The sequence below is a fragment of the Lentzea sp. NPDC037011 genome (genome assembly GCF_055607425.1).
In genome coordinates this window covers 391,685-411,672 of record NZ_JBVJRT010000003.1, presented here as the reverse complement: position 1 = coordinate 411,672, position 19,988 = coordinate 391,685, and the positions used below count along the sequence as shown (strand labels likewise).

Genomic DNA, 19,988 nt, shown 5'->3' with positions numbered 1-19,988 from the left:
CCTGGTACAGCTCACCCATTGTGACCGCTATTCGAGCCGAAACGTCGCACGTCGGCGCGCGTCGCGGTCGTTTCCGGGTTTGCCGGTCACCAGTCTCCCCCGGTCGTGGATGAGATAAGAATCTGCTCCAACATTCAACGAAATCGCCGTGCTGTCAGCGAGTCCGGCAACCCGGACGAAGCTCGCCGCACGGCCGTAGGCGTCCGTGTCCTCGTACGGGTCGATCCGCACCACGTCACCGTCGACGCGCACGTACCGGTCCGGGAAGTTCACCGACTGCAGCGCGACCGTCCCGGAGCCCGAGAAGCCCGGCACGAAACGGAACTGCGAGTCGGCCAGCTCGCGGACGTTGCCGTCGACCCGCAGCCGGTACTCGTAGTGCCGCACGGTCAGCGCCGGGGAGTCCAACGGCGACAGCCGCGTGATCGGCCCTCCCTCCCCCACCGGGACGCCGAACGACGGGGTGCCGTCGGCGTTCCAGTGCAGCCGCTGCACGCGGGTGTGCCGGTTCGGGTCGAACAACGGGTCGCCGCTGATGTCGCGGTAGTCGCGGGAGTGGTAGATGAGCACGTCCACGTCGCCGACCGTGGTGAACGAGTTGTGCCCCGGCCCGTACTGCGAGGTCGGCACGTGCGTGGCGAACACCGGGTTCGGCGACTTCGTCCACGACCGCGCGTCGAGCAGGTTCGCGTTCTCGTCGGCGGTCAGCAGGCCCATGCAGTACCGGGCGTCGGTGGCGCTCGCGGAGAACGTCACGAACACGCGGCCGTTGCGGATGAGCACCGCCGGCCCCTCGTTCACCCGGAACCCCTGCACCTCCCACGCCGCCGTCGGCGTGGCGATCCGGACCGGCGCCGTCCGCAACGCGAGCGGGGAGGCCATCTCGGCGATGTAGAGGTTGGTGCCGGAGCCGACGGCGGGCTCGTTCTGCGCCCACAGGAAGTAGCGCTTGCCGCGGTGCGCGAACGTCGTCGCGTCGAGCGTGAACGTGTCCAGGTGTGTCGTGATCTGGCCGCGCAGCACCCAGCCGTCCAGCCGCGGGTCGGCGTTCGGGGACTCCAGCACATAGGTGCGGATGCGGAACGGGTCGTCCTTGTCACCGGCAGCGAAGTAGACGTACCACCTGCCGTCGATGCGGTGCAGCTCCGGCGCCCAGATGTAGCCGCCCATCTTCCCGGTGGCCGGACGGCGCCAGATGGTGCGCTCGCGGGCGGCGGTCAGGCCGTCCAGGGTGGACGCTCCGCGCACGACGATCCGGTCGTACTCGGGCACGGACCCGGTGAGGTAGTACATGCCGTCGGTGGGCGGTGTGACGAACGGGTCGGCGCGCTGTTCGACGAGCGGGTTGCGGGTGGGCAGCCCGGCCGCGGGTTCGGCGGCGACGGCGGTGGCCGCGGGTGCGGCGGAGGCGAGCGCCCCGGTCGCGGCGAGCACGCCGCCCGTGCGCAGCAGGGATCGGCGGTCGATCACGAGCGGCTCCTGATCCGGAGGAAGGTGACGGAGTTCGGCGGGAAGGTGTGCGTGAAGCTGCTCGCCACCCGCACCTGCTCGGAGCGGGGCTTGATCGGCTGGGCGAACTCGGTGTTCACGTCGTCGGGACGGCCCTGCAGCACGGTCGCACGCGCCGTGGACGACACCGGGACACCGAGGTCGACGCGGGTGCGGGCGGCGTTGTCCTGGGCGTTGACGACCTTGACGACCAGCTCGCCGGTGGCGCGGTCGCGGGTGACGACCTGGCGGAACGGTTCGGCGACCTGGTCGGTGAACTCGCCCCACTTCCGCCCGTCGAGGAACAGCGCGACCTTCCGGCCGCGGACCTCGACCCGCACGTCGTAGGTGCGGCCGGTCTCGATGCGGGTGCCGTCGGTCAGCAGGGTGCTCTTGCCGCCGCCGGCGGCCTTCTCCACAGCGGACTGGGTGTTGTTCCAGCCGCCGAGGTTCCACCAGTAGTGGTTGCCGGTGTCCTTGACGCCGAACGCGACGAGGAAGCCCTCACGGCCGGACTGCTTGGTGGCCTTGAGGTTCAGCGTGTAGTCGTGCCAGCTCCTGTCGCCGGCGGTGACGAGCGTGTCCTCAGCGGCCGCGTCGGACTGGACGTAGGCGCCGTTGACGACGTTCCACGCGCCGCGGCCGGTCTTCGTCCACTGCGCGTCGGTGCCGGAGAAGTCGTCGCCGAACAACGCCTCACCGGACGCGCCGGTGACCCGCACGTCGTCGTAGCTCGCGGCGGTGGCCCAGGTGGACAGGCCGATCGCGCCGGTGATCGGCGTCTGGGTGGCCGGGGTGGCGGTCGCGGTGCTGGGCACGACGTGGTCGCCCACGTTGGTCATGAACAGCTTCTGCACCTCGTAGCTCGCCGAGCCCCACGACGCGTGGTTGTTGAACCAAATCATGTCCGGCTTCCACTGCACGTAGTCCTCGTTGGCCAGCAGCGGCGCGTACGACGCGAGCTTCACGACGTCGGCGTTGCGTTCCAGGCCGGTCATGAACGCGGCCTCGCTCAGCGCGTTGAAGAACTTGTTGTCCTGGGAGGCGTACTCGCCGAGGAACACCTTGGGACCGTTGCGGTCGTAGGAGTCGTATCGGGCGTTGTTCTCCAGGAACCAGCTCGGGCTGTTGTAGTAGTGCTCGTCGACCATCTTCACGCCGGCCTGCCGGTTGAGCTGCCAGAGGCGGTCGAACACGCCACCGGTGTCGTCGGGGCCGGAGTTGCTGACGACCGTGATGTCCGGGTACCTCGCGTTGATCGCGGTGCGGAACTCGGTGAAGCGGGCGAAGAACTCGTCGGGCAGGTTCTCCTCGTTGCCGACGCCGAGGTGCGTGAGCCCGAACGGCTTCGGGTGGCCCATCTCGGCGCGCTTGCGGCCCCAGGTGGAGTCGGCGGGGCCGTTGGCGAACTCGATCAGGTCCAGCGTGTCCTGGACGTGCCGGCGCAGCAGCGCGGGGTCGTCCGTGGCGCGGTTCTGGCCGCAGCCGGTGACCAGGGCGGGCACGACGGGCAGCGGCATGGCGCCGATGTCCTCGGCGAACTGGAAGTACTCGTAGTAGCCCAGGCCGTAGGACTGGTTGTAGCCCCAGAAGTTCCAGTTCGTGGCGCGCTGCTCGACCGGGCCGATGGTGTCCTTCCACTGGTACGAACGGCGGCGCTCGTAGCCCGGCGCGTCGTAGCCCTGGTGGCTGCCGGTGTTGACCAGGCAGCCGCCGGGGAAGCGCACGAAGCCGGGCTTCAGCGCGGCGACCTTCTCGGCCAGGTCGCGGCGCAGGCCGTGGCCCTTGAAGGTGTCCTGCGGCAGCAGCGAGACCATGTCGAGCCGCAGCGTCCCGGTGCCCTCGCCGGTGACGAGCAGCCGGCCGGTCGTCGTGGACCTGCGGGCGCGGACGGTGCCGGTGTACTTCGCCCAGCCGTCACCGCGGACCTCGACCCGCACCGGGTCGCCGAGCGGGGCACCGGCTGGATCGGTCACGGTGGCGGTCAGCGCGGTCCTGGCCTGGTCGGTGCGGGCCCAGACGGAGAAGTCGTAGCGCTGGCCCTCCCGCACGGCGATGCCGGAGTTGTAACCGGAGTTGATCACACCGGCGGGCAGGCCGAGCTTCAGGTAGCGGCGGTTGCGCTCGTTGAGGCGCCCGGCGTCGTCGGCCACGTCCAGGGTGCCGCTGTGCGGTGCCCACGCGGTGAGCCCGGTGTAGCCCGCGTTGTCGGCGGGGTCGTACTCGAACGAGCGGTTCTGCACGAGCTCGGCGTACAGGCCGCCGTCGGCGGCGCGGTTGATGTCCTCGAAGAACACGCCGTACATCGAGTCGTCGATGGACGGGCCCTTCGCCGTGGCGTCGACCTTGAGCGCGTAGTCGGTCTCCGCGGCGGCGCCCGAACCCGGCACGCCGACCAGCAGACCGGCGGCGAGAGCGGCGGACAACAACACGTGCTTGCGGGGCACGGACTTGCGGGGCACGGATTTGCCTCCCCTGCTCGGAAGTGAGCGTTAACATAGGGCTGCGAACTCGTTACGGGCAAGGACTTGACGCGGCAGATGTGAACGTTCACTGTTGTCCACCTGACAACCGCGGACACGCGGTCGAGCTCCGCGACACCGTCGTCACCCCGGAGGAATCCCAGTGCTGAAGAAGATCACGACAGCCGCCAGCGTGGTCGCGCTGTTCGCGTTGACAGCGTGCGGCGGCTCGAGCGGCGGCGGCGATGCCGCCTCCGGCCAGTCCGGCGACAAGATCACCATGGGCTTCGCCCAGGTGGGCGCCGAGAGCGGCTGGCGCACCGCCAACACGAAGTCGATCCAGGACGAGGCCAAGACCGCCGGCATCGACCTGAAGTTCTCCGACGCGCAGCAGAAGCAGGAGAACCAGATCAAGGCGATCCGGTCCTACATCCAGCAGAAGGTGTCGGTGATCGCGTTCAGCCCGGTCGTCGAGACCGGCTGGGACACCGTGCTGCTGGAGGCCAAGCGCGCCAACATCCCGGTCATCCTCACCGACCGCTCGATCGACTCCGACGACACCTCGCTCTACAAGACGTTCCTCGGGTCGGACTTCGTCGAGGAGGGCCGCAAGGCCGGTGACTGGCTGGTGGCCAACGCCTCCGGGCCCACCAACGTGGTCGAGCTGCAGGGCACCACCGGTGCCGCGCCCGCGATCGACCGCAAGAAGGGCTTCGAGGAGAAGATCGCCGGCAAGTCCGACATCAAGGTCGTCGCCTCGCAGACCGGTGACTTCACCCGCTCCGGCGGCAAGCAGGTCATGGAGGCCTTCCTCAAGTCCCAGCCCAAGATCGACGTGGTCTACGCCCACAACGACGACATGGGCCTGGGCGCGATCGAGGCCATCAAGGCCGCCGGCAAGGTGCCCGGCAAGGACATCAAGATCATCACCGTGGACGCGGTGAAGGACGGCATGACCGCGCTGGCCAACGGCGAGATCAACTTCATCGTCGAGTGCAACCCGTTGCTGGGCAAGCAGTTGATGGACCTGGCGAAGAAGGTCGTCAAGGGCGAGGAGGTGCCGGCCAGGGTCGTGACCGAGGAGGGCACGTTCACCCAGGAGCAGGCCAAGACCGCGCTGCCGCAGCGCCAGTACTGACCCCGGTCCCCGCCGCGGGACAGCACACGCGGTGGGTGGTCGCGCGGTCGTGACCACCCACCGCCCCACCAGACCGCGGGACCCGTCGCTCCGCCCAAGTGGTGACGGGTCCCGCACCTCAGCGACGAAGGCCTGAGCCATGACCGAGTCACCGCCGCCAGTCGTCGAGATGCGGGGCATCACCCTCGCGTTCCCCGGCGTGAAGGCGTTGCAGGACGTCGACTTCCGGTTGTTCCCCGGCGAGGTGCACGCCCTCATGGGCGAGAACGGCGCCGGGAAGTCCACCCTGATCAAGACCCTGACCGGCGTGCACCGCCCCGACAGCGGCCAGGTCGTGCTGGCCGGCGCCGACGTGGCGTTCTCCTCCCCCGGCGAGGCGCAGCACGCCGGCATCAGCACGGTCTACCAGGAGGTCAACCTCTGCGCGAACCTCACGGTCGCGGAGAACATCCTGCTGGGCCGCGAACCCCGCAAGCGCGGCGGCATCGACTTCCCGGCCATGCGCAAGCGCTCCGCCGAGGTCCTCTCCCGCATCGGCGTGCACATCGACCCGGCCTCCAGCCTCGGCGAGCACCCGATCGCGGTGCAGCAGCTCGTGGCCATCGCGCGCGCGATCGCGGTCGACTGCCGGGTGCTCGTGCTCGACGAGCCGACGTCCAGCCTGGACGCCGGTGAGGTCGCCGAGCTGTTCCGCATCATGCGGGTGCTGCGCGACGAGGGCGTCGCGATCCTGTTCGTGTCGCACTTCCTCGACCAGGTCTACGAGATCTCCGACCGGATGACGGTGCTGCGCAACGGGACCCTCGTCGGTGAGCACCTCACCGCCGAGGTCGACCGGCGGGCGCTGATCGCCCAGATGATCGGCCGCGACCTCGGCGCGCTGGAGGCCATCGAGGACGCCGCCGAGCAGCGCCACCCGGAGGGACCGGTGCTGGTGCACGCGGAGGGCCTCGGCCGCCGCGGCGCCATCGAACCGTTCGACCTGGAGATCCGCGCGGGCGAGGTGGTCGGCCTGGCCGGTCTGCTCGGCTCCGGCCGCACCGAGCTCGCCCGGCTGCTGTTCGGCGCGGACAAGGCCGACTCCGGCCGCGTGCTCGTCGACGGCAAGCCCGTGCGGCTGCGCGGACCGCGGTCGGCCATCGCCGCCGGCATCGCGTTCAGCTCCGAGGACCGCAAGGGCGAGGGCGTGGTCGCGGACCTGTCCATCCGGGACAACCTGGTGCTCGCCATGCAGGCCGCACGCGGGTGGACCCGGCCGCTGTCGCGCAAGACCAAGGACCAGCTCGTCGAGAAGTACCTGACGGCGCTGGACATCCGCCCGGCCAACCCGGACGCGCTGGTGCGCACCCTGTCCGGCGGCAACCAGCAGAAGGTCCTGCTCGCCCGCTGGCTCGTCACCGAGCCGCGGCTGCTGATCCTGGACGAGCCGACCAGGGGCATCGACATCGGCGCGAAGGCCCAGATCCAGCAGCTCGTCACGACCCTGGCCGCGGAGGGCACCGCGGTGCTGTTCATCTCCGCCGAGCTGGAGGAGGTCGTGCGCATCGCCGACCGGATCGTGGTGCTGCGCGACCGGCGCAAGATCGCCGAGCTGGACGGGTCGGTCACCGGCGTGGACGAGGTGGTCGAGCTCATCGCGGGCGGAGCCGCACCGGAGAAGGTGGTGTCGTGAAGAACCGTTTGCTGTGGCCGTTGCTCGCGCTGGCCGCGCTGCTGCTGCTCAACCTCGTCGTCACGCCGTCGTTCTTCTCGTTGCGCGTCCAGGACGGCCACCTCTACGGCGGCCTGGTCGACGTGCTCAAGAACGGCGCGCCGACCCTGCTGATCGCACTGGGCATGACCCTGGTGATCGCCACCCGCGGCATCGACCTCTCCGTCGGCGCGGTGGCAGCGATCGCGGGCGCGGTCACGTGCGTCCACATCGGAACGTCCGACTCGGCGGGCACCGCGTTCGCCGGCATGGCGATCGCGCTCGTGCTGTGCGCGGTGCTCGGGCTGTGGAACGGGTTCCTCGTGGCGGGGCTGGGCATCCAGCCGATCATCGCGACCCTCGTGCTGATGACGGCGGGCCGCGGTGTGGCCATGCTCGTCACCGAGGGGCAGATCGTCACGGTCAACAACGACGCCTACCGCCAGGTCGGCGCCGGGTTCGTCGTGCTGCCGATCTCGATCCTGATCAGCCTGCTGGTGCTGGGGCTGGTGGCGTTCGCGACCCGGCGCACCGCGCTGGGCATGCTGATCGAGTCGGTCGGCGTGAACCCGGAGGCCTCGCGGCTGGCCGGCGTGCGGTCGCGCACGATCATCTGGACCGTCTACGTGTTCGCCGCCGTGTGCGCGGGCATCGCCGGTCTGATGATCAGCTCGAACGTGAGCGCGGCCGACGCCAACAACGCCGGTCTGTGGATCGAGATGGACGCGATCCTCGCCGTCGTCATCGGCGGCACGTCGCTCGCGGGCGGGCGCTACTCGCTCACCGGCACGCTGCTCGGTGCCCTGATCATCCAGACCCTCACCACCACCGTCTACACGATCGGCGTCGCCCCGGAGGTCACGCTGCTCTTCAAGGCGGTCGTCGTCATCGCCGTGTGCCTGGTGCAGGCCCCGAAGGCCCGTGCGGCGCTCAGCTTCCGGAAGGTGGCCGTCTCATGACCACGCTCGTCGGCGGGGTGCCGTCGCGGTTCCTGCCCGTCCTCGCGACCGTCGTGCTGTTCGTCCTCTCCTTCGGGATCGGCTCGGTGCGCTACGACGGCTTCGCGTCCGGCCAGGTGATCGCGAACCTGTTCATCGACAACGCGTTCCTGATCGTGCTCGCGGCGGGGATGACGTTCGTGATCCTCAGCGGCGGCATCGACCTGTCCGTCGGGTCGGTGGTCGCGCTGTCCACGATGGTCACCGCGGCCGGGCTGCGCGCGGGCTGGCCGGTGCCGCTGGTCGTGCTGGCGGTGCTGGTGATCGGCTCGACGCTGGGCCTGCTGATGGGGCTGGTGATCCACAAGTTCGACATCCAGCCGTTCATCGTGACGCTGGCCGGCATGTTCCTGGCCCGCGGCCTGTGCTTCCTGATCAGCGTCGAGTCGGTGTCCATCAAGGACCGCACGCTGCGCGACATCGCGACCGCCGCCATCCCGCTGCCCGGTGGCGTGACGATCACCTACAACGTCGTGATCGCGCTGCTGGTCGTGCTCGCCGCCATGTACGTGCTGCACCGCACCCGGTTCGGCCGCACGGTGTACGCGGTGGGCGGCAACGAGTCGTCCGCGCTGCTGATGGGCCTGCCGACCGCGCGGGTGAAGGTCGGCGTGTACGTGATCAGCGGGTTCTGCTCGGCGCTGGCCGGGCTGCTGTTCAGCCTGTACATGCTGTCGGGCTACGGCCTGCACGCCGTCGGCATGGAGCTGGAGGCGATCGCGGCCGTGGTCATCGGCGGGACGTTGCTCGCCGGTGGTGTCGGCTACGTGCTGGGCGGGCTGGCCGGGGTGCTGGTGCTCGGCACGATCCAGACGCTGATCTCGTTCCAGGGCACGCTCAGCTCGTGGTGGACGAAGATCGTGATCGGTGTGCTGCTGCTGGTGTTCATCGCGGTGCAGCGGACCATGGTGCGGCGGTGAGGCGTGCCGCCCCGTACGCGCTGGTAGTGCTCGTGGTGCTGGTCGCGGTCGTGGTCGTGGTCCGCGACCCGCCCGGCATCGCGGGCACCCCGGCCGCCGCGGCCGCGCGTGCTCGTACGACAGGAGTCCCGACCCGCTGACCGTCGCGATGAGCTGGGCCGACTACGGGAATTCAGCGGCCTGTGGTACGTACGTGCTGGTCAAGGCCGCGAACGGGAAGAGCGTCACGGTCCGGGTCACCGACCTGTGCCCCGGCCAGTGGCGGCAGCTGCCGAGGGCCGGGTACGACTGCTTCCTCGCCGAGAACGGCTGCGGCGGGCCGGTCGCGGTCACCGACCCCTACGGCGAACGGTTCGTGCTGCCCGCGCTACCGGTCCGGCCTGACGTGGTCCAGCCGACGGAAGAGCAGTTCAGCGCCCACTGACCCGATCGTGGGGAACATTCGCGGCCCGTACGATGTTGATCATTGCAGGGCAGACGACACCGTGGCGCTCAGCCCAGACGACTGGGTGCAGAACCAGACCAAGCAGATCCCGGAGACCGGGACCACCGAGGGCGTCCTGATCTTCGACCGGCCCATCGTCCTCCTGACCGTGCGTGGTGCCAAGAGCGGCCAGCTGCGCTGCATGCCCGTCATGCGCGTGGAGCACGACGGCAGCTACGCGGTGGTGGCGTCGAAGGGCGGCGCGCCCGAGCACCCCGCGTGGTTCCGCCAGCACACGCGCGCCGACTGCTGAGTGCGCAGGCCACCGGCGAGGCCGACCCGCTGTGCCATGGCTGCGGCCATCAGCCTGTACCAGCCCGGCAGTGGACAACGACTGAAGTCGAACCGGTACTCACGCCCACCCTCGCCGCGGAAGAACCCCGCGCAACCGTCCTCGGTGCCGTCCTGCACACCCGGCGGTGCCGAGCAGGGGCCGACGGGCCACGGCCGGGGTGCCGCGTCTGCTGCTGCCGCGCCCGCTCACCGCGCACCGACTGCGAGCGCGGAGTCTTCGGCGGGGTTCTCCCGCAGCTCGGTCAGCGGGATCAGATGCGGGTCCTCCCAGGTGTCGGGCACCAAAGCCATCCGGGTGTGCATCTCCAACTCACCCAGCGCGATGGCACAGCCGGATATTGCAACTGTCCGAATAACAATGTGTCCATCGGTGGCTCACTTCAGCTTCGGTCAGGCCCGGCGGTAGCGCTCCCAGGACGGGGTCGGACGGCAAGGCGTCGGATTGGCGATCAGGGCAACGACGCCGGTCCGCGAGCGGCGAGATGACCAGTCGTATCAGTGCGGCGACGTCGACCAGGCGCTGGAACCTCTTGACGCGTCAGTGAAACCAGTTCTGGTGGCGGCCCGGTTATTCCATGCCAAAATGGAACAATGGGATCTACGCCGTTCGGGCGTTTGGGTTCAGCTTTGCCGCGTGCGGCAAGACCATCGTGCCACACCAGCGTTCGCTGATCGGAATCCAACCACGTTGTTATCGACCCGCACTCGCCCAGCCGGGTTCGGGTAGGCCCACTTCTTCGCGACCAACCGTCGATGCCACCGCAGCGCGGTGCCCGGACATCAACCGGTGCTCTCGCAGCCACACCGGTAACTGGCGGACCAACGCGGCCAGCACGGCACGATCAGCCCAATCCAACCGAGGACGGCGCTGACTGCGAGGTCCCCGTCCTCACTGCGTGCCGCGATCAAGCCGACCCAGAAGTCCGCCGGTTCGCAGATGCCACCAGCCAACCGCAGGCCCAGAACAACGACGGCGATGTCGTTGTCAGGGCTGCCAGAAGTCGAACGCGTCATCGGTCCGCACAAGTCTCGGACAGGCCCGTCCACAGGGCACGGGAGCAAGCTTCAGTGATCAGTTCAGCTGAGCCGGCACGCCGTGCTAGCGGCGGTCGCAGAGCGCGTTCTTGACCAGGTCGAAGGACGGGTCCTCGAGCGGCGTCGGCGGGGTGGACGACTCCACCGGGATCACCGAGTCGGTGTTCATCGAGACGATGACGCTGCGCTTGCCGTCGGGCGTGATCCCGTTGCGGGTCTGGAAGCCCTGGATGTCACCTGCGTGCGACCAGAATCCGCCGCACGCGGTGGGAATCCAGGCGATGCCCAGTCCGTACCGCGCTTCCGGCCACACCGACTGCAGGCTCGGCGCCGGCACCGTCTTCTGCATCTCGGCCAGCTCCGCGGGAGCGAGGAGCTCGCCCGAGATCAGGGCTCGCAGGAAGACGAGCGCGTCGTTGGTGGTGCTGACCAGCTCTCCCGCCGCTTCGGCGTAGGACGGGTTGAGCTCGGTGACGTCGACGGGCTTTCCGAAGCGCAACGGATCCGCTGTGACGTCTTCCGGGAAGCGCTCGTACGCGGTCGCGTGGGGGTGCGGCAGCGCAGTCGAGTGACCGGGGGCCGACGTGTTCCGCAATCCCAGGCGCTGGACGATCCGCTCGTCGACGGCGGTGCGCCAGTCCTGGCCGGTCACCTTGCCGATGATCATTCCGGCCAGCACGTAGTTGGTGTTGGAGTAGCTCCAGCCGGCGCCGGGCGCGAAGGTCGGTGTCTGACGCATCGCGAGGGCCACGAGGTCCGCCGGGGAGTGCTTGTCGAACCGGTGCTGCCGGAAGTCGTCATCGGTGAACACGGGCACGCTGGCGATGTACTCGGGAATGCCGCTGGTGTGCTGGAGCAGCTGACGAACGGTGATCCTGCTGCCGTCGTTCCCACTGCCGGTCACGACTCCGGGCAGCCACTTCTCGACGGTGTCGTCGAGTGACAGGCGGCGTTCGCCGACGAGCTGGAGCAGCGTGGTCGCCACGAAGGTCTTGCTGAAGCTCGCGATGCGGAAGTGGGAGTCCCACGGCACCGGTGTCTTCGCGTCGGTGTCGCCTGCTCCGCTGCGGACCTTCACCGCACCGCCGGGCGTGCGTAGTTCGGTCAGAACGCCGGGAGCACCTTTCGCCACCAGTGCGTCGGCGTCTTTCTGCAAAGAGGCCTGAACCGCGTCGTCCGTGTCGTGCTCGGCACCGGCCGGTGAACATCCGGCCACAAACGATATTGCAAGCAGCGCCACCAAGGCGCTCGTTTTCGTACTCACGACATCACCGTAAGAACGCATTCACGCGATGTCGTCATCCTTGTTGGTCGTCCGTCCTACCCCTCTGGTGGTAGAGCGGATCTCTTGTGTTTCCGAACAAGAATCCCGTGGTAGCGTCCCGCCGGTGCGCAAGCTTCTCCGACCGGCGTGGGCAGACCTTCTTCTCGCCCTGGTTGCCACGGCCCTCACCCTGGCCAATCAAGTGGAATATTTCGGCGCTGATCTCACACCTGCGGATTTGTCGCTCGCCGCGCTCACAGTGGCGCCGATGGTGATCCGTCACATCGCGCCGGTGACGTCGTTGTGCATGATTCTCGGTTCGACGGTCGCCTACACGTTCTTCGGTCATGGCGTCCTGGGCAACATGGGGCTGGGTGTGCTCGTCGGCGTGTTCACCGTCGCCAACGTGCGCAGCTCACGGACCGCCGCGGTCATGGCAGTGACCTCGGCACTATGCCTGCTGGTGCCCGAATACGTCGGGGAGGCGACGCTGAAATGGTCGGAAGCCGTGCAGACCGTCCTGGTCCTGTTCGTTGCCTGGATACTCGGCGAGAGTTCCAAGAAATGGGCCAGGCGTGCCGAGGAAGCAGCTGAGCGAGCAGGTCGCGCGGCCGCCGACGAGCGAGTGCGGATCGCACGGGAGTTGCACGACATCGTCGCGCACCACATGTCTGTGATCTCCTTGCAGACCGGGGTGGCCGAGTACACCATCGCGTCCGATCCCGCCACCGCGCGTACCGCGATCTCAACCGTCTCCGAGTCCTGCCGGCAGGGCTTGACCGAGATGCGCAGGTTGCTCGACGTGCTGCGGGTGGAGAACGAAACAGAATTTCCCGACGTGCAACTGGCGAGTCCTGGCCTCGACACTCTCCCCGGTTTGGTGAACCGCACGCGCGACGCCGGTCTCGCCGTCGAACTCGTGGTCCGGGGAACACCGCGCGCCTTGCCCTCCGGGCAGGACCTCTGTGCCTACCGCGTCGCGCAGGAATCCTTGACCAACGTCCTCAAGCACGCGGGTCCTGCAGCTGTGGAGGTGGTGCTCGACTACCGTGCGCACGAACTGTTGTTGACCATCACCGATGACGGCGCGCCGAGACCTTCCGGCGCCAAGGCGAAATCGCACGGCATCCGGGGGATGCGTGAGCGCGCCGAACTCTACGGTGGCATCCTGGACGCCGGACACCGCTCTCCCCGAGGGTTCCAGGTCGTGTTGCGCCTGCCGATTCCTGACGAGGCCTGATTTCGACCGCCGACCGAATGCACGTGCTGGAGAGATGTCATGGCAATCCGCGTCCTGGTGGTCGACGACCAGTACCTCGTTCGCCACGCTCTCATGGCGTTGCTCAACGCCGCACCCGGCATCGAACCCGTCGGCGAGGCGTCAGACGGTGAGCGCGCCGTGGCGTTGGTCGCCGATCTGACGCCCGACGTGGTGCTCATGGACATCAAGATGCCGGTCATGGACGGACTCAGCGCCACCCGGCGCATCCTCGCGATGCGCCCGGAGACCCAGGTCGTCGTGTTGACCACCTTCGACATCCCCGAGTACGTCTACACGGCGCTGACCGACGGAGCCGCCGGGTTCATCATGAAGGACACACCTCCCGATCGGATCATCGCGGCGGTGCGCACGGTCGCGGTAGGAGAGATGCTGATCTCGCCGGCCATCACCCTGCGGCTGATCCAGACCTACGCACAACGTCACCGCGTCGAACTCCAGGCGAACACCCGGCTGCTGGAACTGACGCCACGAGAGACCGAGATCCTGCGGCTGCTCGGGACCGGATCGACCAACGAGGAGATCGCGGACCAGCTCGCCATCAGCGAAGCGACGGTGAAGACGCACGTGAAGCACACGATGCGGAAGTTGAACCTGACCACCCGCGCTCAGGCTGTGGTCGTGGCCTACGAGAGCGGACTGGTCGTTCCTGGCTCTGCGGCTCGCAGCGGCTGAGGTGTGAGAACGCTTCCGCACCGCACGCGTGCGACGCTTCGGTCCACGAGGCGGAGCTCCACAGCGGACAGTGGTCCCGCTGGGTCACTTCTGGAGGTTCTCGCGGTACTCCTGCTGGCGATGACCGAAGGCGGCGTTGCGCACCGCCTCGTCGCTCTCCAGGCGCGCACCGAGCGCCCCTGCCACCGTCGCGACCGACGCGGCGAACCACGCCAGGCCCAGGTAGTCGCGCACGGCCGGAGAGTGAGCGATCTGCTGCGCCAGCACGGACGGTTCGAGCACCAACACCGCCGCGCCGAGCACCACCAGGAACAACGCCACGTACAACCTGGAGATCCCCCAGCACCAGCATGACCACCGTCGTGAGGTTGTACAGCCGCGCCCGCGCCTTCTCCTTCGTGTCGGACGGCCGCTCCCACAGGTCGTGCGTGACAACCAGCCACGTCACCATGGCGGTGATCGACAGCAGCATCGCCGCCACCAGCCTCACCACGCTCGACTGCGCGCCGAGCATCCACATGGTTGGGCTGATCAACGTGTAGGCCCCGTGCCGAAGGTGGTCACGAGCATGCTGGACATGCCCATCGCGAGCCGCCACGGCCGGTTCGCCCTGACCACGCCCGCGGACATCCGCAACCGGCCGCGTAGACCAGGTGCCACAACCGCACACCGATGTCGTCGGTCGGCGAGTCCACCCGCCGCGCACGCCGCTTCATCAGACCTCATGATCCCTGAGCTCGGCAACGACGGCACTGACGACATCACCGGTCTTGCGGCGCAGGCCCAGCTGCCCAGTGCCGGGAGCGACGCCACAGCGAGGCCGTCGTCGGCACTGGCATCCGCGACCACCGGATCGGTGCCGTCCCTGCGCGGCAGGTCCGTCAGGCACACCCACAGGTCGCAACGCTCGTCCACGACCTGGTCCCGCACCGCCTGCACGACGTGCCGCACCGAGCCGTGCTCGTCGGCGGCGAGCTGGTCGCACACAGGCACCAGCGCCGCGCGAAAGCCTTCCACCGCCAGCGCAGACAGGCCAAGGACCACGAAGTGCGGCTGGAGTACTGGCCTGGTTCGAACCGCGGACCGGAACAAGTTCCGGTTGGAACCTCGACGAACCAACGCTGATGTGGTTACGGTACGGAGTTGGACAATCACGCACTGCTATCTCATTGGGGTGGAATCCTTCATGGGGGAAACCGGCCTGCGCCGGCACTTGACCGTGCCCGCCGGGACCGCACTCGCCGTCGGCGCGGTGCTCGGACCGAGCGTGCTGGTGCTGCCGGCGTTGACCGCACGGACCGCCGGACCGGCCGCGCTCGTCGCGTGGGGGGTCATGTCGTTGTTCGGGCTGGTGTTGGCAGTGGCGCTGGGCCGGGCCGGGGCACGCATCCCGGACGCCGGAGGCATCATCGCCTACGTCTCGCACGCCTTCGGGCCTCGGTCCGCCCGTGTGTGCGGCTGGTGGTTCCTCGCCTCGGTGCCGCTGTCCGTGCCGGTGATCGCGCTGGTCGGCGCGCATTACGTGACGTCGTACTTCGGCCTGCCCGACGCTGCCGCCTCGGTGTTGGCCCTGGTGCTGTTGTTCGTGTCGCTGTGGCTCAACTCGCGAGGGCTGAAGGCGTCCGCGGCGGTGCAAACCGGGGCTGTGGCCGCCGTGGGTGCGGTGATCGCGGCGATCTCCGTCGCCGGACTGCCCGATGTGCGGTCCGGGTTTCTGACGCCGTTTGTGCCGAACGGGTGGATGGCGGTCGGAGCGGCCGCACTGCTGATCTTCTGGTCCTACATCGGGTTCGAGATGGTCGTGCACCTCGCGGAGGACTTCCGCCGCCCCGGACGCGATCTGCCGCTCAGCATGGGGATCGCGTCGGTCGTGCTCTCGGTGCTGTACTGCGCGGCGGCGTTCGTGACCATCGGTACCGGCGCGTACCTGCAGGGCAACGGGCTGGCGCCGATGAGCGTGGCCGCCGCGTCCGCGTTCGGCCGGGCGGCAGGGGTGGCGACAGCGGTGTTCGCGCTGGCGTGCGCGTTCGTGGCCGTGCACACGAACATCGCAGGCCTCTCCCGCCTTCTGTACGCCCAGGCGCGCGTGGGCGAGCTGCCGAAAGCGTTGGCGCGGCTGCACTCCCGGCACCGCACGCCGTGGGTCGCGTTGGCGTGCCTGGGAGTTTTCTTCGCGGTGGTGCTGCTCGCGGACGCACTGCTGCGACCTGATCTCGGGGAACTGCTGGCATGGCCGAGCGCCACGTTCCTCGTGCTGTACCTGGCGGGCACCGCGGCCGCTGTGAAGGTGCTGCCACCCGACGACATCGGTCGTGTCTGCGCCGTGGTCGCGTTTCTGGGGTGCCTGCTGGTGCTGCCGTTCGGCGGGTGGGCGTTGCTGTACCCGCTCGCCGTGGTGCTGCTCGCAACCACACTGAGAAGGGGAATCAGTTGAGTCTGGTCGAGTTCGACGGTGAGCACCTCGACATCGCGGGTGTCCGTGGCGTCGCGGAGCTGGGGCAGGAGTGCGCGGTCGCACCGGCCGCGCTCGCGAAGGCGGCCACGAGCCGCGCGATGTTCGAGGACATCGCCCGGCAGAACATCCCGATCTACGGCGTGACCACCGGCTACGGCGAAATGATCTACATGCGCGTCGACGTGGCGAAGGAGGTGGAACTGCAGACGAACCTGGTGCGCAGCCACAGCGCGGGCGTCGGCCCGCTGTTCGCCGTCGACGAGGCACGCGCGATCGTGGCGGCGCGGCTGAACGCACTGGCAAAGGGGTATTCGGCGGTGCGGCCGGAAGTGCTGCAGCGCTTGGCGTTGTACCTCAACTCGGACATCACGCCCGCCATTCCGGAGATCGGCTCGCTCGGCGCGAGCGGTGACCTCGCGCCGCTCGCCCACGTGGCGAGCACGGTCATCGGTGAGGGTTACGTGCTGCGCGACGGCAAGCCCGTGCCGACCGGGGAGGTGTTGCGGGCCAAGGGCATCGAGCCGCTGGAGCTGCGCTTCAAGGAGGGTCTGGCACTGATCAACGGCACGTCCGCGATGACCGGCCTCGGCTCGCTGGTCGTGGCGCGGGCACTAGAGCAGGTGCGGCAGGCGGAGATCGTGACCGCGCTGATGATCGAGGCGTTGCGCGGCTCCACCAGCCCGTTTCTGGCCGAGGGTCACGACATCGCCCGCCCGCACCCCGGCCAGATCGCCTCGGCCGCGAACCTGCGGGCGTTGCTCGCGGGCAGCTTGTTGACCGTCGAGCACGCCGACCTGCGGCGCGAGCTGGAGGAGGGGCACGACGGCAAGGACGTGCAGCGCACGGAGATCTATCTGCAGAAGGCGTACACCATGCGCGCCGTCCCGCAGGTGGCCGGCGCGGTGCGGGACACGTTGCACGACGCCGTGCGCAAGCTGGAGATCGAGCTCAACTCGTCGAACGACAACCCGTTGTTCTTCGAGGGCAGGGAGATCTTCCACGGCGCCAACTTCCACGGCCAGCCGATCGCGTTTGCCATGGACTACGTGACGATCGCGTTGACGCAGCTGGGTGTGCTGTCCGAACGGCAGACGAACCGGCTGCTGAACAGGCACCTCAACTACGGCCTGCCGGAGTTCCTCGTCGCCGGCGATCCTGGTCTGAACAGCGGGTTCGCCGGGGCGCAGTACCCGGCCACGGCGCTGGTCGCGGAGAACAGGACGATCGGCCCCGCGTCCACGCAAAGTGTGCCGTCCAACGGGGACAACCAGGACATCGTCAGCATGGGCCTGATCTCGGCACGCAACGCCCGCCGCGTGCTGTCCAACAACACCCGGATTCTCGCCGTGCAGTACCTGGCGGCCGCGCAGGCCGTGGACGTGGCGGGGCGGCGGTCCGGGCTGAGCCCGCAGTCTGCGGCCACGTACTCGAAGGTCCGGTCGTTGGTGCCCACTTTGGCCGAGGACCGGTTCATGGCGGACGACATCGAGGTCGTCGCCGCCGCTGTCGCAGCGGGTGAGTTCGTGTCCGCTGTCGGGGTGGAACTCAACTGATCGGATTCACACGCCGGGGACGATCAGCACGTGATGGTGGTGGACCACGTGCTGGTCGTCGACGTCGAGGCGACCTGTTGAGCAGGAACGCCGCCGCCGGGCGAGTCGACGCAGATCATCGAGATCGGGATGTGCCCGGTCGAGGTGTCGTCCGGTGAACGCGGTTCGCGGCGCAGCCGGTGCTGACGACCTCACCGCGCATCGGCAAACCGCGCAACTCACTGCCTTCGACCTGCAAGGCGATCCCGGGCGGCGGCAGCAGCCCATTCATGAGGGCCACCCCGGAATCACCAGTGCCCGGTCAAGGGCAGTCGGGACTCTGCCGGTACCACTTCCCTTTCCCCGCCGACGACCTGACCGTCCTACTCGGACTGGAAGGGTGGAGTACAACGAGGTCGAGAAGGCCCGGCGAACGTCCCGATCAGTCGGGGAGGCCGACCTGGGTGTTGGACAGGTCGAGACCGATCGCGAAGTCCGCGCTGTAGCCGGTCCCGGTGCTGGTGGGGTTCAGCACCATCTGGGCACCACCCCTCAGGTAAATGGAGTCCCTGTTGTTGGTGGTGTCCGCAGGGCCTTTACGCGCGTACGGCTGGGTCTGGAGGTAGGCCGCGCCGAACGCGGTCGTGAAGTACAGCTGTGACGTGAACTCGTACGGACGGCCGTTGGTGCCAGTCGTCCGGATCTTGATGTGGATGTGGAGCGTCCTGCCGGTGTACCAGCCGGGCAGGATGGTGATGAATTGTGCCTTCCCATCCGTGTTGGTTTTCTGATAGCCGCGCAGGAAACGGCGACCAGAACTCCCCTGCGACGGGATGTCCGAGTAAAGCCCGAGCGCGTCGCACTGCCAGATGTCCACTGTGGCGTCAGGCAGGGGGGTGCACTGTCCCGGGCGGACCGACTGGACGGTGAAGTTGAGCGTCAGCGCCGTTCCTGGCGACGGCCGACCGGTGGCCGGGTCGGTTCGGATGTCGGACCGGTTGAGCATCCTGTCGACGAAATAGGGACCTTCCATCTGCTCCGGCTTGACCACGCAGTTCAGCGCCGGTGCGCAGACCTCGGGGCCGCCGGTTGTCTGGGTGGCGCCGGCCACGGGAGATCCCGCGACCGTGAGCGTCGCGCCTGCGGCGCCGAGCAGGATCAGCGCCTGCCGTCGGCCGAGTACACGGCCTACCGGCTCATCGTCGTCGTGCATGGAGTTTTTCCTTCCGGGCATACCGTTCGCTGTGCGTGGTGGGAACGGAATGCATGTGGTGAGTGGTTGCAGGAAACCGCGCACGATGGAACTGTCCAAGACCGCCAGAATCGCTGTCGAGAGGATTCACCCGTCTGCCGCCATCACGAAATACCGTTCGTGGGACTGATAGCCCGATCATCGGAATCCGCAGTCATTGCACATGGGGCAATTCACGTGGTCCGGGCCGTTCCCGGTTATATCTTCGTCACGCTGTTACCGCCGGACGGCGGCACGGCGACTGTCGCGGCGCCTCGACGTGGTCACGGACACCCAAGGGGTTGCGCACGCAGATCGGCGTCTCCGGATCGGCAATCGGACCTCGACCGCGCACCCACGCCACCGACCCTGGAGGACGGTGACAGTGCCCTTTCGGTGGGGGTGGATGAGCACGACCCCGCGCACCTCACAATGGGGTAGCAGTCACCGTCAAGCCGGACGGCTGGGGCGACCTCAACGGCTTGATTCCCCGAAGCGATCGCGTCATGCCCTATCGACTGCAGCGTCACGAGCAGCGACTTGCCCTACCGCCTGCTCAGCGACAACCCTCAAGGGGCCGTGCGCGCGATGTCGGACATCGTGCCGGGAACCGCAGGCACGATCATGGCGCACCAGAGCCGATGGACCATCATCTTCACGCAGATGGGCACACTCGGTTACCCCCACCTTGACCTACACAACGGAGAACTCGCCACGCACATCGCTGACACTCAACGCGCCGGCCTTCCGGGTTCCCCCGCAAGCGGGAGCCCACTGACACGGCAAACCGACCGAATCCTGATGGACAAGAACCGCAGCACGTCCTGTCCTTCAAGCCTCCCCCGGCCGGACGGGAAGCAGTGCGACGAGTATCCCTTCGCCTCGACCAACCAGGGCGCGTTCCTCGGCGGCGGCCTCTACAGCGCCAGGATGATCAAAGAAGAAGACAATGAAAAGGGTGGCAGGGAGCTGTCCGCGTTCTATCGTGACCAGCGGATCATCAACTTCGATCCCTTCTACGTCCAGATCGTCTGATCAGGAGG

Annotated in this window: 19 protein-coding genes; 13 read left to right on the top strand and 6 right to left on the bottom strand. The window is 68.3% G+C overall.

The genetic code is table 11. The features are described 5' to 3' along the window. Positions 1-27 precede the first annotated feature (27 nt). Both ACZ7CH_RS10455 and ACZ7CH_RS10450 read right to left on the bottom strand, forming a co-directional pair. Positions 28-1,470 carry a family 43 glycosylhydrolase gene (locus tag ACZ7CH_RS10455; protein ID WP_470373665.1) on the bottom strand — a complete coding sequence of 481 codons (1,443 nt, stop codon included), beginning with the start codon at positions 1,468-1,470 and terminating at the stop codon, positions 28-30. Further along, positions 1,467-3,950, bottom strand: coding sequence for an alpha-L-arabinofuranosidase C-terminal domain-containing protein (locus tag ACZ7CH_RS10450; protein WP_470373664.1), 2,484 nt, complete (start codon positions 3,948-3,950; stop codon positions 1,467-1,469). Before ACZ7CH_RS10450 ends, ACZ7CH_RS10455 begins: the two co-directional genes overlap by 4 nt. Before the next feature lie 163 nt (positions 3,951-4,113). On the opposite strand from ACZ7CH_RS10450, the gene ACZ7CH_RS10445 reads away from it, so the two are divergent. The 7 genes from ACZ7CH_RS10445 to ACZ7CH_RS10415 all read left to right on the top strand — a co-directional run bounded on the left by ACZ7CH_RS10445 (position 4,114) and on the right by ACZ7CH_RS10415 (position 9,433). After that, positions 4,114-5,088: an ABC transporter substrate-binding protein gene (locus ACZ7CH_RS10445; RefSeq protein WP_360389466.1), complete on the top strand. Its 975-nt coding sequence runs from the start codon at positions 4,114-4,116 to the stop codon at positions 5,086-5,088. Positions 5,089-5,227: 139 nt separating this feature from the next. Further along, positions 5,228-6,760: a sugar ABC transporter ATP-binding protein gene (locus ACZ7CH_RS10440; protein WP_360389468.1), complete on the top strand. Its 1,533-nt coding sequence runs from the start codon at positions 5,228-5,230 to the stop codon at positions 6,758-6,760. Continuing rightward, the gene (locus ACZ7CH_RS10435) at positions 6,757-7,737 is read left to right on the top strand and encodes an ABC transporter permease (RefSeq protein WP_458431811.1); all 981 of its coding nucleotides are present in this window, start codon (positions 6,757-6,759) and stop codon (positions 7,735-7,737) included. The genes ACZ7CH_RS10440 and ACZ7CH_RS10435 overlap by 4 nt, the downstream gene beginning before the upstream one ends. Beyond that, positions 7,734-8,696, top strand: a complete 963-nt coding sequence (gene yjfF / locus ACZ7CH_RS10430; RefSeq protein ID WP_470373663.1) for a galactofuranose ABC transporter, permease protein YjfF — start codon at positions 7,734-7,736, stop codon at positions 8,694-8,696. The genes ACZ7CH_RS10435 and yjfF overlap by 4 nt, the downstream gene beginning before the upstream one ends. Further along, positions 8,693-8,836 (top strand): hypothetical protein, encoded by a 144-nt coding sequence (locus tag ACZ7CH_RS10425; RefSeq protein WP_470373662.1) that lies wholly within the window; start codon positions 8,693-8,695, stop codon positions 8,834-8,836. The genes yjfF and ACZ7CH_RS10425 overlap by 4 nt, the downstream gene beginning before the upstream one ends. Positions 8,837-8,844: 8 nt before the next feature. Next, entirely contained in the window at positions 8,845-9,120 is a 276-nt protein-coding gene (locus ACZ7CH_RS10420; protein WP_470373661.1) for a hypothetical protein, read from the top strand. A 61-nt stretch (positions 9,121-9,181) separates the two neighbouring features. Then, complete coding sequence (locus tag ACZ7CH_RS10415) at positions 9,182-9,433, top strand: nitroreductase/quinone reductase family protein (protein ID WP_470370443.1); 252 nt, start codon at positions 9,182-9,184, stop codon at positions 9,431-9,433. A 1,140-nt stretch (positions 9,434-10,573) separates the two neighbouring features. Here ACZ7CH_RS10415 and ACZ7CH_RS10410 read toward each other — a convergent pair. Then, positions 10,574-11,773: a serine hydrolase domain-containing protein gene (locus tag ACZ7CH_RS10410; protein ID WP_470373660.1), complete on the bottom strand. Its 1,200-nt coding sequence runs from the start codon at positions 11,771-11,773 to the stop codon at positions 10,574-10,576. Positions 11,774-11,897: 124 nt separating this feature from the next. On the opposite strand from ACZ7CH_RS10410, the gene ACZ7CH_RS10405 reads away from it, so the two are divergent. Further along, entirely contained in the window at positions 11,898-13,013 is a 1,116-nt protein-coding gene (locus ACZ7CH_RS10405; RefSeq protein WP_470373659.1) for a sensor histidine kinase, read from the top strand. Between the two features lie 39 nt (positions 13,014-13,052). Beyond that, positions 13,053-13,727: a response regulator gene (locus tag ACZ7CH_RS10400; protein ID WP_470373658.1), complete on the top strand. Its 675-nt coding sequence runs from the start codon at positions 13,053-13,055 to the stop codon at positions 13,725-13,727. 84 nt (positions 13,728-13,811) lie between these two features. Here ACZ7CH_RS10400 and ACZ7CH_RS10395 read toward each other — a convergent pair whose 3' ends face one another. Next, positions 13,812-14,048 carry a hypothetical protein gene (locus ACZ7CH_RS10395; RefSeq protein WP_470373657.1) on the bottom strand — a complete coding sequence of 79 codons (237 nt, stop codon included), beginning with the start codon at positions 14,046-14,048 and terminating at the stop codon, positions 13,812-13,814. A gap of 29 nt (positions 14,049-14,077) precedes the next feature. Between ACZ7CH_RS10395 and ACZ7CH_RS10390 the strand changes: the two genes are divergently transcribed. Next, positions 14,078-14,269 carry a hypothetical protein gene (locus ACZ7CH_RS10390; protein WP_470373656.1) on the top strand — a complete coding sequence of 64 codons (192 nt, stop codon included), beginning with the start codon at positions 14,078-14,080 and terminating at the stop codon, positions 14,267-14,269. On the opposite strand, the gene ACZ7CH_RS10385 is transcribed toward ACZ7CH_RS10390, so the two are convergent. Then, complete coding sequence (locus ACZ7CH_RS10385) at positions 14,259-14,744, bottom strand: hypothetical protein (protein WP_470373655.1); 486 nt, start codon at positions 14,742-14,744, stop codon at positions 14,259-14,261. The genes ACZ7CH_RS10390 and ACZ7CH_RS10385 overlap by 11 nt on opposite strands. A gap of 169 nt (positions 14,745-14,913) precedes the next feature. On the opposite strand from ACZ7CH_RS10385, the gene ACZ7CH_RS10380 reads away from it, so the two are divergent. Both ACZ7CH_RS10380 and cmdF read left to right on the top strand, forming a co-directional pair. Then, on the top strand, positions 14,914-16,161 hold the full coding sequence (locus ACZ7CH_RS10380) for an APC family permease (RefSeq protein ID WP_470373654.1): 1,248 nt from the start codon (positions 14,914-14,916) through the stop codon (positions 16,159-16,161). After that, positions 16,158-17,735, top strand: a complete 1,578-nt coding sequence (gene cmdF, locus ACZ7CH_RS10375; RefSeq protein WP_470373653.1) for a tyrosine 2,3-aminomutase — start codon at positions 16,158-16,160, stop codon at positions 17,733-17,735. Before ACZ7CH_RS10380 ends, cmdF begins: the two co-directional genes overlap by 4 nt. 421 nt (positions 17,736-18,156) lie before the next feature. On the opposite strand, the gene ACZ7CH_RS10370 is transcribed toward cmdF, so the two are convergent. After that, positions 18,157-18,927: a dioxygenase family protein gene (locus ACZ7CH_RS10370; protein WP_458431790.1), complete on the bottom strand. Its 771-nt coding sequence runs from the start codon at positions 18,925-18,927 to the stop codon at positions 18,157-18,159. A 558-nt stretch (positions 18,928-19,485) separates the two neighbouring features. On the opposite strand from ACZ7CH_RS10370, the gene ACZ7CH_RS10365 reads away from it, so the two are divergent. Then, entirely contained in the window at positions 19,486-19,980 is a 495-nt protein-coding gene (locus ACZ7CH_RS10365) for a NucA/NucB deoxyribonuclease domain-containing protein (protein ID WP_458431789.1), read from the top strand. Positions 19,981-19,988 lie beyond the last annotated feature (8 nt).

Excerpts from the sequence above, each read along its gene's own strand:
- ACZ7CH_RS10440 (WP_360389468.1), top strand. The coding sequence starts at position 5,228 with ATGACCGAGTCACCGCCGCCAGTCGTCGAGATGCGGGGCATCACCCTC.
- ACZ7CH_RS10420 (WP_470373661.1), top strand. The coding sequence starts at position 8,845 with ATGAGCTGGGCCGACTACGGGAATTCAGCGGCCTGTGGTACGTACGTG.
- ACZ7CH_RS10400 (WP_470373658.1), top strand. The coding sequence starts at position 13,053 with ATGGCAATCCGCGTCCTGGTGGTCGACGACCAGTACCTCGTTCGCCAC.
- ACZ7CH_RS10380 (WP_470373654.1), top strand. The coding sequence starts at position 14,914 with ATGGGGGAAACCGGCCTGCGCCGGCACTTGACCGTGCCCGCCGGGACC.
- ACZ7CH_RS10370 (WP_458431790.1), bottom strand. The coding sequence starts at position 18,927 with ATGCACGACGACGATGAGCCGGTAGGCCGTGTACTCGGCCGACGGCAG.
- yjfF (WP_470373663.1), top strand. The coding sequence starts at position 7,734 with ATGACCACGCTCGTCGGCGGGGTGCCGTCGCGGTTCCTGCCCGTCCTC.
- ACZ7CH_RS10390 (WP_470373656.1), top strand. The coding sequence starts at position 14,078 with ATGACCACCGTCGTGAGGTTGTACAGCCGCGCCCGCGCCTTCTCCTTC.